At 67.7% G+C, this 13,309-nt stretch carries 11 protein-coding genes and 1 pseudogene; 7 read left to right on the top strand and 5 right to left on the bottom strand.

What is annotated here, in order from left to right; translation table 11 throughout:
- Nucleotides 1–12: 12 nt before the first annotated feature.
- Genes manB through rfbD form a run of 3 tightly spaced genes read right to left on the bottom strand, consistent with a single transcriptional unit; the run spans nucleotide 13 to nucleotide 2,891 of the window.
- A complete protein-coding gene (manB, locus tag B4U45_RS20900) occupies nucleotides 13–1,092 on the bottom strand; it encodes a mannose-1-phosphate guanylyltransferase (RefSeq protein ID WP_075547777.1) in 1,080 nt (359 codons plus the stop codon).
- Between the two features lies 1 nt (nucleotide 1,093).
- On the bottom strand, nucleotides 1,094–1,984 hold the full coding sequence (locus B4U45_RS20895) for a glycosyltransferase family 2 protein (RefSeq protein WP_075547776.1): 891 nt from the start codon (nucleotides 1,982–1,984) through the stop codon (nucleotides 1,094–1,096).
- Nucleotides 1,985–2,000: 16 nt separating this feature from the next.
- Nucleotides 2,001–2,891: a dTDP-4-dehydrorhamnose reductase gene (gene rfbD, locus B4U45_RS20890; RefSeq protein WP_075547775.1), complete on the bottom strand. Its 891-nt coding sequence runs from the start codon at nucleotides 2,889–2,891 to the stop codon at nucleotides 2,001–2,003.
- A gap of 64 nt (nucleotides 2,892–2,955) precedes the next feature.
- Here rfbD and B4U45_RS20885 point away from each other — a divergent pair, with 64 nt between their 5' ends.
- The gene (locus tag B4U45_RS20885; protein WP_371686909.1) at nucleotides 2,956–4,437 is read left to right on the top strand and encodes an LCP family protein; all 1,482 of its coding nucleotides are present in this window, start codon (nucleotides 2,956–2,958) and stop codon (nucleotides 4,435–4,437) included.
- Nucleotides 4,425–5,141 carry a TIGR03089 family protein gene (locus B4U45_RS20880; protein ID WP_198929534.1) on the top strand — a complete coding sequence of 239 codons (717 nt, stop codon included), beginning with the start codon at nucleotides 4,425–4,427 and terminating at the stop codon, nucleotides 5,139–5,141. The genes B4U45_RS20885 and B4U45_RS20880 overlap by 13 nt, the downstream gene beginning before the upstream one ends.
- 92 nt (nucleotides 5,142–5,233) lie before the next feature.
- Here the strand turns inward: B4U45_RS20880 and B4U45_RS20875 are convergent, their stop codons facing one another.
- Nucleotides 5,234–5,521, bottom strand: coding sequence for a hypothetical protein (locus B4U45_RS20875; protein WP_241780270.1), 288 nt, complete (start codon nucleotides 5,519–5,521; stop codon nucleotides 5,234–5,236).
- A gap of 293 nt (nucleotides 5,522–5,814) precedes the next feature.
- On the opposite strand from B4U45_RS20875, the gene B4U45_RS20870 reads away from it, so the two are divergent.
- Together B4U45_RS20870 and ctpC are read left to right on the top strand one after the other, a co-directional pair.
- Nucleotides 5,815–6,096 carry a DUF1490 family protein gene (locus B4U45_RS20870; RefSeq protein ID WP_075547773.1) on the top strand — a complete coding sequence of 94 codons (282 nt, stop codon included), beginning with the start codon at nucleotides 5,815–5,817 and terminating at the stop codon, nucleotides 6,094–6,096.
- Nucleotides 6,097–6,106: 10 nt separating this feature from the next.
- Entirely contained in the window at nucleotides 6,107–8,263 is a 2,157-nt protein-coding gene (ctpC, locus tag B4U45_RS20865; RefSeq protein ID WP_075547772.1) for a manganese-exporting P-type ATPase CtpC, read from the top strand.
- A gap of 86 nt (nucleotides 8,264–8,349) precedes the next feature.
- Here the strand turns inward: ctpC and B4U45_RS20860 are convergent, their stop codons facing one another.
- Nucleotides 8,350–9,024 carry a cation efflux transmembrane domain-containing protein gene (locus tag B4U45_RS20860; protein WP_075547771.1) on the bottom strand — a complete coding sequence of 225 codons (675 nt, stop codon included), beginning with the start codon at nucleotides 9,022–9,024 and terminating at the stop codon, nucleotides 8,350–8,352.
- Between the two features lie 111 nt (nucleotides 9,025–9,135).
- On the opposite strand from B4U45_RS20860, the pseudogene B4U45_RS20855 reads away from it, so the two are divergent.
- The 3 genes and pseudogenes from B4U45_RS20855 to B4U45_RS20845 all read left to right on the top strand — a co-directional run.
- Nucleotides 9,136–9,574 (top strand): annotated as a pseudogene (locus B4U45_RS20855) (class I SAM-dependent methyltransferase); the annotation flags it as partial.
- 73 nt (nucleotides 9,575–9,647) lie between these two features.
- The gene (locus B4U45_RS20850; protein ID WP_089025023.1) at nucleotides 9,648–10,832 is read left to right on the top strand and encodes a CoA transferase; all 1,185 of its coding nucleotides are present in this window, start codon (nucleotides 9,648–9,650) and stop codon (nucleotides 10,830–10,832) included.
- Between the two features lie 233 nt (nucleotides 10,833–11,065).
- On the top strand, nucleotides 11,066–13,306 hold the full coding sequence (locus B4U45_RS20845) for a SulP family inorganic anion transporter (RefSeq protein ID WP_075547768.1): 2,241 nt from the start codon (nucleotides 11,066–11,068) through the stop codon (nucleotides 13,304–13,306).
- Nucleotides 13,307–13,309 lie beyond the last annotated feature (3 nt).

The raw sequence follows: 13,309 nt of genomic DNA, 5'->3' as shown, positions 1-13,309 counted from the left end.
CGGCGAACAAGCTCAGACGTCGGACGAGTAGCGGATGCCGCCGTCGGGAATGGAGACCCCGGGCCACACCCGGGCGCCACGCAGCAGTTCGCAGCGCGCGCCGATGTCGGCGCCGTCGCCGATCACGCCGTCGCGGATCAGCGCCCGGGGCCCGATGCGGGCGCCGAAGCCGATGATCGATCGCTCGATCACGCTGCCGGCCTCCACCTTGACGCCGTCGAAGATGACCGCGCCGTCCAGCCGGGCGCCGGGACCGATCTCGGCGCCCCGCCCGACGACCGTGCCGCCGATCAGCAGCGCCCCGGGCGAGATCGCCGCGCCGTCGTGCACCAGCTGCTCACCGCGATGGCCGTGCAGGGCCGGCGACGGAGCGATGCCGCGAACCAGGTCAGCCGACCCGCGCACGAAGTCTTCCGGTGTCCCCATGTCCCGCCAGTACGTGGCATCGACATAGCCGCAGATCCGGACGTCGGGGTCGGCGAGCAATGCCGGAAAGACCACGCGTTCCACCGAGACTTCGCGGCCCCGGGGAATCCGGTCGATGATCTCGCGCTTGAACACATAGCATCCGGCGTTGATCTGGTCGGTGGGCGGATCCTCGGTCTTCTCCAGAAAGGCGGTGACCCGGCCGTCGGCGTCGGTGGGTACACAGCCGAAGGCCCTCGGGTCACCCACCCGGACCAGGTGCAGGGTGACGTCAGCCTGGTTGGTGTCGTGGAATTCCAGCAGTTGGTTCAGGTCGGCCCCGGAGAGGACGTCGCCGTTGAACACCATCACGGTGTCGTAGCGCAACTTGTCAGCCACATTGGCGATGCCGCCGCCGGTGCCCAACGGATGCTCTTCGGTCACGTAGTCGATCTGCAGACCCAGCTTGGACCCGTCGCCGAATTCGGCTTCGAACACCTCGGCCCGGTATGACGTGCTCAGGATGACGTGTTCGATCCCTGCCGCCGCGATGCGCGACAGCAGATGGGTCAGAAACGGCAGCCCGGCGGTCGGGAGCATGGGTTTGGGCGCGGACAACGTCAGCGGCCGCAGCCTGGTGCCCTTGCCGCCGACCAGGATCACCGCATCGACTTGCCGACCTGCCAACTCAGTGCCGCCCTTCTACTAGTTTCCGGCGCGAACTGCGCACCATGAGACGAGAACGCACCGCCAGTGATCCCCGCAGCGTCCAGCGCAGCGGCGCACGCCACCAGCCGCCATGGCGATCCGCCAGGAATATGTAGGTGCTTTGGTGATGCGCCGCCAGATGCGTCGCCGGGTCGCGTCCGGTCGAGTGCCCCTTGTGATGCAGGACCTCGGCCGACGGCACATAGACGCTGAGCCAGCCGGCCTTGCCGAGCCGATCGCCCAGGTCGACGTCCTCCATGTACATGAAGTAGCGCTCGTCGAACCCGCCCACCTGGGTGAAGGCAGAGCGTCGTAGCAACAGACACGACCCCGACAGCCAACCGACCGCCCGCTCACTGGGCTCCAGATGCTCCTGGCGGTAGGCCTTCGTCCACCGATTACCCGGCCATACCGGTCCGAGCAGCGCGTGCATGCCGCCGCGGATCAGGCTCGGCAGGTGGCGTGCCGACGGGTACACCGAGCCGTCGGGGTCGCGGATCAGCGGACCCAGCGCACCCGCATTGGGCCAGCGCTCGGCGGCGCCCAGCAGGGCATCGATGCTGCCCGGCCCCCATTGCACATCCGGGTTGGCCACGATCACCCAGTCGGGCAGCCAGTCCTCACCGAGCCGGTCGAGCTGGGAAACGGTGAAGTTCACCGCGGTTCCGTAGCCGAGGTTGGCTCCCGTCGGCAGCAGCCGCACGTTGGGATAGCGCTCGACCGCCGCCTGCGGTGTTCCGTCGGTGGAGCCGTTGTCGGCCAGCAACACACCGACCGGACGCTCGGTGGCCAGCGACAACGACGCCAGGAACCGCTCCAGGTGCGGGCCCGGCGAATAGGTCACCGCGACGACCGGCAAGACGTCAGTCACGCGTAGAGGGTAACGGTCATGGCGTGGGATGTCCCGGGGCTGCGCCGCAAGCTGCCGCCAGGGCCGCCGCCAGCGCGCTGCGCCAGGGCCGCAGCGGGGTCAAGCCGGCCGCGGCCCAGGCCAGCCCACCCAACGCCGAGTAGCTCGGCCGCGGCGCGGGCCGCGGGAACCGGTCACTGCTGACCGGGCGCACCCGCCCCGGGTCGGCGCCGCATTCTTCGAACACCGCGCGAGCTTGGGCGAACCGGGAGACCGCACCCTCGTTGGCGGCATGTAACACCCCGCCGGGTACGCCGGCGCCGGCCACTTCCAGCAGCGCGGCGGTCAGGTCGGCCACATAGGTCGGTGATCCGGTCTGGTCGCTGACCACGTCTACCGGGCCGTCACCGGTGGCCAGCCGGCGCATGACGGCCACGAAGTCCGTGCCGTCCCCGCCGGTGTAGACCCACGCGGTGCGCACCACGACGGCTTCCGGCAACGCCGCCAGCACCGCTTGTTCACCGGCGAGCTTGCTGCGGGCATACACACTCTGCGGCGCGGTTGCGTCGCCGGGCTCGTAGGGATGTGGCGGCGCGCCGCCGAAGTCGCCGTTGAACACGTAGTCGGTCGAGACGTGGATCAGCCGGGCGTCGACACGCGCGCAGGCACGCGCGAGGTTTTCCGGCCCGATGGCATTCACGGCGTAGGCGCGGGCCTCGTCGCTTTCGGCGGCGTCGACGTCGGTGTAGGCGGCGCAATTGAGCACGATGTCGCCGTTTCGGATGATCAGGTCGGCCGCGCCCGGGTCGGTGATGTCCCATTGCGACGACGTCCGCGCCAGCACCTCGCGGCCCGCGAGGCCCGCCTGCACAGCCACAACGCGGCCCAGCTGCCCGCCCGCACCGCTGATCACGATCCTGCCCGACATGCGTTTGAGTCTGGCACGCCGACCCGTGCTACCCGGAAAGTAGCTGTGACGCAAGTAGCCTACAGTGATGCCTGTGCAACGTGTGGTTCGTGCGGTGTGCACCGCATCGGCCGTCGCGGTCGTCCTCGGCACCGGATTGGCATGGACCAACGTCCGGTCGTTCGAAGACGGCATCTTCCACATGTCCGCGCCCTCGCTGGGCCACGGCGGCGACGACGGGGCGATCGACATCTTGTTGGTCGGCCTGGATAGCCGCACCGATGCCCACGGCAACCCGCTGTCCGCCGAGGAACTGGCGACATTGCGCGCCGGCGACGAGGAAGCCACCAACACCGACACGATCATCCTGATCCGCATCCCCAACAACGGGAAGTCGGCCACCGCGATATCCATCCCGCGCGACTCCTACGTCCAGGCCCCCGGCCTGGGCAAGACCAAGATCAACGGCGTCTACGGCCAGACCCGGGAGGCCAAGCGGGCCGGACTGGTCCAAGCCGGCGCTTCTGCAGCCGAGGCGGCGGCGGCGGGCACCGAAGCCGGTCGCGAGGCGCTGATCAAGACGGTGGCCGAACTCACCGGCGTCACGGTCGACCACTACGCCGAGATCGGCCTGCTCGGTTTCGCGTTGATCGCCGACGCGCTCGGCGGCGTCGACGTGTGCCTCAAAGAACCTGTCTACGAACCGCTTTCGGGCGCCGACTTCCCGGCCGGGCGGCAGAAGCTCAACGGTCCGCAGGCGCTGAGCTTCGTCCGCCAGCGCCACGAGTTGCCGCGCGGCGACCTAGACCGGGTGGTGCGCCAGCAGGCGGTGATGGCCTCGCTCGCCCACCGGGTCATCTCCGGCAAGACGCTGTCCAGCCCGGCCACGCTCAAGCGGCTGGAGCAGGCCGTGCAGCGCTCGGTGGTGTTGTCGTCGGGCTGGGACATCATGGATTTCGTCAAGCAGATGCAGAGCCTGTCCGGCGGCAACGTCGCCTTTGCCACCATCCCGGTGCTCGACGGCGCCGGCTGGAGCGACGACGGGATGCAGAGCGTGGTGCGGGTGGACCCGCACCAGGTGGCCGACTGGGTGGGTGGGCTGCTGCACGAGCAGGACGAGGGCAAGACCGAGCAGCTGGCCTACACCCCGGCCAAGACCACCGCGGACGTGGCCAACGACACCGACATCAACGGACTGGCCGCAGCTGTTTCGGAAGTATTGAGCGCCAAGGGATTCGGCACGGGTTCGGTGGGCAACAACGACAGCGGCCACGTGAAGGGCAGCCAGGTGCGGGCCCCCAAGACCGACGACCTGGGCGCGCAGCAGGTGGCCAAGGAACTGGGCGGGCTACCGATCGTCGCCGACTCGTCCGTACCACCGGGAACGGTCCGGGTGGTACTGGCCAACGACTACACCGGACCGGGCTCGGGCCTTGAGGCTAACTCGAGCGGCACCATGACGCCTGCCCGCGCTTCGAATTCCGGGAATGCCGGCACCTCGGACACCGCTCCCCCGCCCTCGCCGATCCTGACCGCGGGCTCAGATAATCCGGAGTGCATCAACTGACCACGCTGTCGGCAGCGATCCTCGACCCGATGCTGCGAGCCGATCCGGTCGGCCCCCGTATCACCTACTACGACGACATGACCGGCGAGCGCATCGAGCTGTCAGCGGCGACCCTGGCGAATTGGGCAGCCAAGACCGGGAACCTGCTGCGCGACGAGCTGGCCGCCGGGCCAGCCAGCCGGGTCGCGGTGTTGCTGCCGGCACATTGGCAAACGGCGGCCGTGCTGTTCGGGGTGTGGTGGATCGGCGCCGAGGTAGTGCTCGACGGCCCGGCCGATCTGGCTCTGTGCACCGCGCCGCGGCTCGACGAGGCCGATGCGGCGGTTGCCGGCGGCGAGGTGGCGGTGTTGTCGATGGATCCGTTCGGCCGGCCGGCGCCCGACCTCCCGATCGGGGTCACCGACTACGCCACGGCGGTACGGGTCCACGGCGACCAGATCATTGCCGAGCGCCACCCCGGGCCGGCGCTGGCCGGCCGATCGGTGGCCCAGGTGCTGGCCGACTGCGAAAACTCCGCGACGGCAAGAGGTTTGACGGCAAACGATCGGGTGCTTTCCAGCGCGTCCTGGTCCACACCCGATGAGCTGGTGGACGGCTTGCTCGCGGTTTTCGTCGTCGGCGCCTCGTTGGTACAGGTGACCAATCCCGACGCCGGGGTGCTGCAACGCCGGATTGAGACCGAAAAGGTCACCCGTGTCCTGTAACCACCCACCAACCGGTGGCATGGCGGACAAGATCTGCCGCAACCAACCGGGCGGAGCGCCGGACGCTGCACCCGGCGAAAGCAGGGCTAAAGCTAAGGCGTCGGGTGCGGGCTGCCCCTCCACGGGTACATGGTCTTGGTCATCACGTCGACAATGCCTTCGGAATTCCAGTACCAGTCGTGGGGAACATTCCAGTCCCAGCTGAGCACCTGACTTCCCGGGGGAGGGGGGTCACCGGGGAACCAGTGCGTGCAGGTCATTCCCGGCGGGCAGTTCCCACCCTGGTAGCTAGGGCCGTCCGCCTGGGCAGTGCCCGATGCGAATACCGCCACGGCAAAACTGGCGGCCACTGTGCCCGCTAGTCCCCGCAGTCCGTTCATGGGTGTCTCCCTTGCGCCCGGCGCGACCCGATGACGCGCCTGCCTGAAGCCATTCCAGTGCGGCCGGATTGCTACCGATCCCAACTATGCCGGAGGGAACGCGGACTCGTACCGGTTACCGACAGACGCCGATTTCCTGCGCCGCGCGCGAAGGTGTCGGCGACCGACACCGACGTTCGCAGACTCGACACCCGAACGGCAATACATATTGATATTGCCATATTTCTATGTTAATTTCGGCACCGCAACCTAGCCCACAGGGTGACGACACGACCAATAGAGAGGTTCAAGCAATGGCAGTGCAGGCGATCTTTGCGAAGGCAGCAACTACGGTGATCACCGGTCTGGCCGGGGTCACCGCCTATGAGGTGTTGAAGAAGATGGCGGCCAAGGCCCCGTTGCACCAGACCGCCGTGTCGGCCGCAGAGCTTGGTCTGCGTGGCACTCGTAAGGCCGAGGAGGCCGCGGAATCGGCCAGGCTCAAGATTTCCGACGTGATGGCCGAGGCCCGGGAGCGCATCGGCGAGGAGGCGCCCACTCCTGCCGTTGCTCACGCCCACGACCACGACCACTGAGCCACTCGAGATGACGCTGGCAATTCCTCAATCCGTTCCTCACCAAGTGGTTTCCGATGCGGCCGGGCGCATGCGGGTCCACGTCGGCTGGGTGCGCGGTAATTCCCGCCGGGCGGTTGCGGTCGAAGAGGCCGTCGCCAAGCAGAACGGAGTGCGGGTGGTGCACGCCTACCCGCGCACCGGGTCGGTCGTGGTGTGGTACTCGCCGCGGCGTTGCGACCGCTCGGCGGTGTTGCAGGCGATCAACGACGCGCAGCAGGTCGCGGCCGAGTTCATTCCGGCGCGGGCCCCGCATTCCTCGGAAATCCGCAACGCCGACGTGCTGCGCATGGTCATCGGCGGGGCGGCGCTGGCCCTGCTCGGGGTGCGCCGCTATGTGTTCAAGCAGCCGCCGCTGTTGGGCCCCAGCGGCCGGATGGTCGCCACCGGCGTCACCATTTTCACCGGCTACCCGTTCCTACGCGGCGCACTGCGCTCGCTGCGCTCCGGCAAGGCGGGTACCGACGCGCTGGTCTCGGCGGCCACCGTCGCCAGCCTCATCCTGCGGGAAAACGTCGTCGCGCTCACCGTGCTGTGGCTGCTCAATATCGGTGAGTACCTGCAGGATCTGACGCTGCGACGGACCCGGCGGGCGATTTCTGAGCTGCTGCGCGGCAACCAGGACACCGCCTGGATCCGGTTGCAGGACGGCGCTGAAGTCCAGGTGCCGATCGACACCGTGCAGATCGGCGACGAGGTGGTGGTGCACGACCATGTCGCCATCCCCGTCGACGGTGAGGTGGTCAACGGCGAGGCCATCGTCAACCAGTCGGCGATCACCGGGGAGAACCTCCCGGTCAGCGTCGTGGTCGGGACGCACGTGCACGCGGGTTCGGTGGTGGTGCGCGGGCGCCTGGTGGTGCGCGCCCAGGCCGTGGGCAACCAAACCACGATCGGCCGCATTATCAGCAGAGTCGAAGAGGCGCAACAGGATCGCGCTCCGATCCAAACCGTCGGGGAGAACTTCTCCCGCCGCTTCGTGCCCACCTCGTTCATCGTGTCCGCGATCACCTTGCTGATCACCGGGGACGTCCGGCGGGCCATGACCATGCTGCTGATCGCCTGCCCCTGTGCGGTGGGCCTGTCCACCCCGACGGCGATCAGCGCGGCGATCGGCAACGGGGCGCGCCGCGGCATCCTGATCAAGGGCGGCTCGCACCTGGAACAGGCCGGCCGGGTCGACGCGATCGTGTTCGACAAGACCGGGACGCTGACCGTAGGACGGCCGGTGGTCACCAATATCATTGCCATGCATAAGGATTGGGAGCCCGAACAGGTGCTGGCCTATGCCGCCAGCTCGGAAATCCACTCCCGGCACCCGCTGGCCGAAGCGGTGATCCGCTCGACCGAGGAACGCCGGATCAGCATCCCGCCGCACGAGGAGTGTGAGGTGCTGGTCGGCCTGGGCATGCGAACCTGGGCCGACGGTCGGACCCTGTTACTGGGAAGCCCGTCGCTGTTGCGGTCGGAGAACGTCAAGGTCTCCAAGAAGGCATCGGAATGGGTCGACACCCTGCGACGCCAGGCCGAGACTCCGCTGCTGCTGGCCGTGGACGGCACGCTGGTGGGGCTGATCAGCCTGCGCGACGAGGTACGGCCCGAGGCGGCCGAGGTGCTGAAGGAGTTGCGGGACAACGGTGTTCGCCGCATCGTCATGCTCACCGGTGACCATCCCGACATCGCCAAGGTGGTCGCCGAGGAGTTGGGCATCGACGAGTGGCGCGCCGAGGTGATGCCGGAGGACAAGCTCGAGGTGGTGCGCGAACTGCAGGACGACGGCTACGTCGTCGGGATGGTCGGCGACGGCGTCAACGACGCCCCTGCGCTGGCCGCCGCCGACATCGGGATCGCCATGGGGCTGGCCGGAACCGACGTCGCCGTCGAGACCGCTGATGTGGCGCTGGCCAACGACGATCTGCATCGGCTGCTCGACGTGCGAGACCTGGGTGGTCGGGCAGTGGAAGTGATCCGGCAGAACTACGGCATGTCCATCGCCGTCAATGCGGCCGGACTGCTGATCGGGGCCGGCGGCGCGCTGTCCCCGGTGCTGGCCGCCATCCTGCACAACGCGTCGTCGGTGGCGGTGGTGGCCAACAGCTCTCGGTTGATCCGCTACCGCCTGGATTGAAACCGGTTACGCCGAGATTGCCGTCATGGCTGTGGATGAGCCGCCTACCACACCCCTGGCGGCAATCTCGCGTCCCGCCGAGCGCGTTAGCAGCCGCAGTCGTGCCCCCGCCAGGACCGGACCCCCTGCCACACCGCCACACCGGAAATGGCGAGCCCGATGACCGGGTCGACCCACCAGCCGCCGGGCCAGCCGGCCGTAATCGCCAGGCCCAGCAGCACCCCGGCGGCCTGCGCGGCGCACAGATAGTTCTGGGTGCCTTCGCCTTCGGTGGCCCCCGATTTCAGACGGGCGCCCAATTTGTGGTTGGCCCAGCCGAGAATCGGCATCAGCACCAGCGCGATGGCCGTCAACGCGATGCCCAGCACCGAGGTTTCGGCGTGCTGGCGGCCGGCCAGGTGGTGCAGGGACTCGGCGGCGATATAGGGGGCGGTCAGCCAGAACGACACCGCGACTCCGCGTTGCGCGCGCCGCTCGGCGGTCTGGGACAGGGTGCGGTCGCCGGTGAAGCGCCACAGCACCATGGCGCTGGCCAGGCCCTCGGAGCCGCCGGCCAGAGCCCACCCGGTCAAGGCCACGGATCGCACCGCCAGGCCCTGCCACAGCCCGATGCCGCCCTCGACGAGCAGCACGGCCAGGCTGACCCACGCCAGCCGGCGCGCCCACACCGCGTTGTGCTGCCATTCGGAGTCCCGCCCGGTCGTCGGCGTCGCGGGCGTCACCCCGTGGCAGTGGTCGGTCTGCGAGATCCCGGTGTCCATCCCGACGATGTTAGGGGCAACCCTTGCCCGACGCCCGCTTCGACCGGCCCACTGTGACCGAAGTGATGGCAATTAGTCTGACTGACCAATAGGCCGTCGAGGAGATCGCAGATGGGGCGCACCGAGAACGACACCTGGGACCTGGCTTCCAGCGTGGGTGCCACGGCGACCATGGTGGCGGCCAGCCGCGCCCGCGCCACCCGGGCCGCCCTGATCGACGACCCGTTGGCCGAACCGCTGCTGCGCGCTGGCGGCATCGACTTCTTCATCCGGTGGGCCAGCGACGAACTCCGGCCCGAGGACGTCGACCTGCCCGATGCCCCGTGGGGCATGCAGCGGATGACCGACCAGCAGGCGGCGCGCACCCGCTACATCGACGCGTTTTTCGTCGCGGCCCAACACGACGGGATGCCCGCGGGCATCCGCCAGGTCGTCATCCTGACCTCCGGGCTGGACACCCGCGGATACCGGCCGCCCTGGGCGGGGGGGAACGACGGTCTTCGAGATCGACGTGGCGCAAGTCTTCGCTTTCAAGACCACCGCACTTGCCGAGAACTACTACTGCACGGCGGCGCTGCGCCGGCAGGCGGCCACACGTGAGGGAAACAGGGAAGGGTTCGCCGATGCGGAACGACATACCTGCCAAGCCACTCGACGGGTTTCGGGTCCTCGATTTCACCCAGAACGTCGCCGGTCCGCTGGCCGGACAGGTGCTGGCCGATTTGGGCGCCGAGGTGATCAAGATCGAGGCGCCCGGCGGTGAGGCGGCTCGCCACATCACCGCGGTCCTTCCCGGACGTCCGCCGCTGCCCACGTATTTCTTGCCCAACAACCGGGGCAAGAAATCGGTGACGGTGGACCTGACCACCGGCGCGGCCAGGCAGCAGATACTGCGGCTCGCCGACACCGCCGACGTGCTGCTGGAAGGCTTTCGCCCGGGCGTCATGGAACGCATGGGCCTGGGGCCCGAGGACTTGCGAGCCCGCAACCCGAAACTGATCTATGCGCGCCTGTCGGCGTTCGGCGGCAACGGCCCGCATGGCAACCGGCCCGGTGTCGACCTGATGGTCGCCGCCGAAGCCGGCATGACCACCGGGATGCCCACACCGGACGGCAAACCGCAGATCATCCCGTTCCAACTGGTCGACAACGCCAGCGGCCACGTGCTGGCCCAGGCGGTGTTGGCCGCGCTGCTCAACCGCGAGCGCCACGGGGTGGCCGACACCGTCCGGGTGGCCATGTACGACGTCGCGGTGGGCCTGCAGGCCAACCAGCTCACCATGCATCTGAACAAGACCAGCGGCGACCGGCCCAAGCCCGATTCCGCGCCGCAAGCCAAGCGGCGTAAAGGGGTCGGCTTTGCCACCCAGCCGTCCGACGCGTTCCGCGCCGCCGACGGATACCTGTTGATCAGCGCCTATGTGCCCAAGCATTGGAACAAGCTGTGCCAGCTCATCGGCCGGCCCGATCTCCTGGACGACGAGCGGTTCATCGACCAGCGCGCGCGGGCGATCCACTACCACGAGTTGACCGACGAACTTCACTCGGCACTGGCCGCCAAGACCGCCGCCGAATGGGTTGAGCTGCTGCAAGAGGGCGGTCTGATGGCCTGCCTGCCCTATACCTGGAAACAGGTCGTCGACACCCCGCTGTTCGCCGAGAACCAGCTAGCCGTCGAAGTCGGCCGCGGGGACGACGCCGTCACCGTGATCCGAACGCCGGCGCGCTATTCGAGCTTCAACGCGGTGGTCACCGACCCCCCGCCGGCCCCCGGCGAGCACAACGACATGTTTCTGACCGAACCCTAAAGTCCAGGTGTCACGGTCCACAGCTTTCTTTGAGTTACCGATGAATTGACCTGCCCCGCGCTGACCTCGTAGAGAGCCGCGTAGAGGATTACATGGTCGTATTCCGTCACTTCACATATTCGCCATTTACCCAATATGAACTCTCTTTCAAGCCGGTGGGCAGCAGGGGCGTCGGCACGAGGGGAAGCGGTTCTGCCGCCGCCGACCTTTTGATCGCTTCGAGGAGCCACGATATGAGCGCCGCTGTCCAGGACTCCGCCTTACGTACCGAAACTCGATCACGGTCGATCTTGGTCAACCTGCGGCACGACGTTCCGGCGTCGCTCGTCGTCTTTCTGGTCGCGTTGCCGCTGTCGCTGGGGATCGCGATCGCCTCGGGCGCTCCGCTGGCGGCCGGATTAATCGCCGCGGTGGTAGGTGGCATTGTCGCCGGGGCCATTGGCGGGTCGTCGGTTCAGGTGAGCGGACCGGCTGCGGGTCTGACCGTGGTGGTCGCCGGCCTGATCGAACAGGTCGGCTGGCCGATGTTATGCCTGATGACCATCGGCGCAGGTGCGCTGCAGATCGCCTTCGGCGTGAGCCGGATGGCCCGCGCCGCGCTTGCCATTGCTCCGGTGGTGGTGCACGCCATGCTGGCCGGCATCGGCATCACCATCGCGTTGCAGCAGATTCACGTGCTGGTGGGTGGGTCGTCCCGGAGTTCGGCGTGGCAGAACATCGTGGCACTGCCCAACGGCATCCTGCATCACGAACTGCACGAGGTGATCGTCGGCGGCACCGTCATCGCCATCTTGCTGTTGTGGTCGAAGCTTCCGGCCAAGGCGCGGATGGTTCCGGGGGCCCTGGTGGCCATCGTGGCGGCAACCGCGCTCGCACAGGTCACTGGACTAGACGTCGAGCGAGTTACCTTGTCCGGCAACTTTTTCGAGGCTATCAGCTTGCCGAATCTCCCCGACATGTCACCCGACGGCCGACCGTGGACCCAGGAGATCGGCGCGATCACCGTGGGTATCCTCACCATCGCCCTGATCGCCAGCGTCGAATCGCTGCTGTGCGCGGTCGGTGTCGACAAGCTGCACAAGGGGCCGCGCACCAACTTCAACCGGGAAATGATCGGGCAGGGCAGCGCGAATATGGTGTCCGGATTCCTCGGCGGGCTGCCCGTCACCGGGGTCATCGTGCGCAGTTCGGCCAATGTGGCCGCCGGCGCCCGAACCCGGATGTCGGGGATATTGCACGGGGTATGGATCCTGCTGTTCGCGTCGCTGTTCACCAACCTGGTGGAACTCATCCCCAAAGCGGCGCTGGCCGGTTTGCTGATCGTGATCGGCGCCCAGCTGGTCAAGTTGGCTCACATCCGAATGGCCTTGCGCACCGGCAATTTCGTCATCTACACGATCACCATCGTGTGTGTCGTATTTCTCAACCTGCTCGAGGGTGTGGCTATCGGGCTTGCGGTCGCGATCCTGTTCTTGCTGGTCCGGGTGGTGCGTGCGCCCATCGAGGCCAAGCCGGTGGGGGCAGAGGCCAAGCACTGGCGGGTCGACATGGACGGCACGCTGAGCTTCTTGCTCCTGCCCCGGCTGACCCACGTACTCTCGACGCTGCCGCGGGGAACCGACGTGACGCTGCACCTGAACGCGGACTACATCGATCACGCGGTGTCCGAGGCGATTTCGGATTGGAAAACCGCGCACGAGGCGACCGGCGGATCGGTCGCCATCATCGAGACGTCGCCGGCGAATATGATCAGCGCGCACAGCAGTCCGCCGAAACGTCACTTCGCGCCCAAGTCATTGCGGGATGTTGCCTGGCCGTCGCGGCGCGACAAGCATCCCGAGCGTGCTTCCATCCTGCACGGCGTCGAGGAGTACCATCGCAACGGCGCCCGAGCACTGCACCACCAGGTGCACGCCCTGACGGATCCGCCGAACCCGGACACGTTGTTTCTCACCTGCGCCGACTCCCGGATCATGCCGGACGTCATCACCGCCAGCCGTCCTGGTGACCTCTACATCATCCGCAACGTCGGCAACCTGGTACCGACCGATCCCGCCGAGTGCTCGGTGGACGCCGCCCTCGACTTCGCGATCAACGAACTCGACGTGAGTTCAGTTGCGGTGTGCGGACATTCGTCATGCCACGCGTTGAACGTGTTGCTGCAGCCGACCAGTCCGCCGGGTCCCATGGGTCACTGGCTGCAACATGCACACGAGAGCCTGGCCGCATTCCGCGACAACCATCCCGCGCGGCTGAGCGCGGTGTCCAACGGCTTCACCGAAGCTGACCAGCTCGCCATCGTCAACGTGGCAGTGCAGGTGGAAAGACTTGCCCGAAACCCGATCCTGGCCCCGGCATTGGCGTCCGGCGCGGTACGAATCGTCGGGATGTTCTTCGACCTCTCCACGGGCCGGGTGCACGAGGTGGACCGCAGCGGCATCGTGTGCCTGGAAGAGCCGGCCGGAGCGCAGTAGCGG

This window comes from Mycobacterium persicum (assembly GCF_002086915.1).
GTDB lineage: Bacteria > Actinomycetota > Actinomycetes > Mycobacteriales > Mycobacteriaceae > Mycobacterium > Mycobacterium persicum.
This window is presented reverse-complemented; position numbering and strand designations above follow the sequence as displayed.

Coding starts and splice junctions, on each gene's coding strand:
- B4U45_RS20850 (WP_089025023.1), top strand. CDS start 9,648: ATGCGGAACGACATACCTGCCAAGCCACTCGACGGGTTTCGGGTCCTC.
- B4U45_RS20845 (WP_075547768.1), top strand. CDS start 11,066: ATGAGCGCCGCTGTCCAGGACTCCGCCTTACGTACCGAAACTCGATCA.
- B4U45_RS20870 (WP_075547773.1), top strand. CDS start 5,815: ATGGCAGTGCAGGCGATCTTTGCGAAGGCAGCAACTACGGTGATCACC.
- B4U45_RS20860 (WP_075547771.1), bottom strand. CDS start 9,024: ATGGACACCGGGATCTCGCAGACCGACCACTGCCACGGGGTGACGCCC.
- rfbD (WP_075547775.1), bottom strand. CDS start 2,891: ATGTCGGGCAGGATCGTGATCAGCGGTGCGGGCGGGCAGCTGGGCCGC.
- ctpC (WP_075547772.1), top strand. CDS start 6,107: ATGACGCTGGCAATTCCTCAATCCGTTCCTCACCAAGTGGTTTCCGAT.
- B4U45_RS20875 (WP_241780270.1), bottom strand. CDS start 5,521: ATGAACGGACTGCGGGGACTAGCGGGCACAGTGGCCGCCAGTTTTGCC.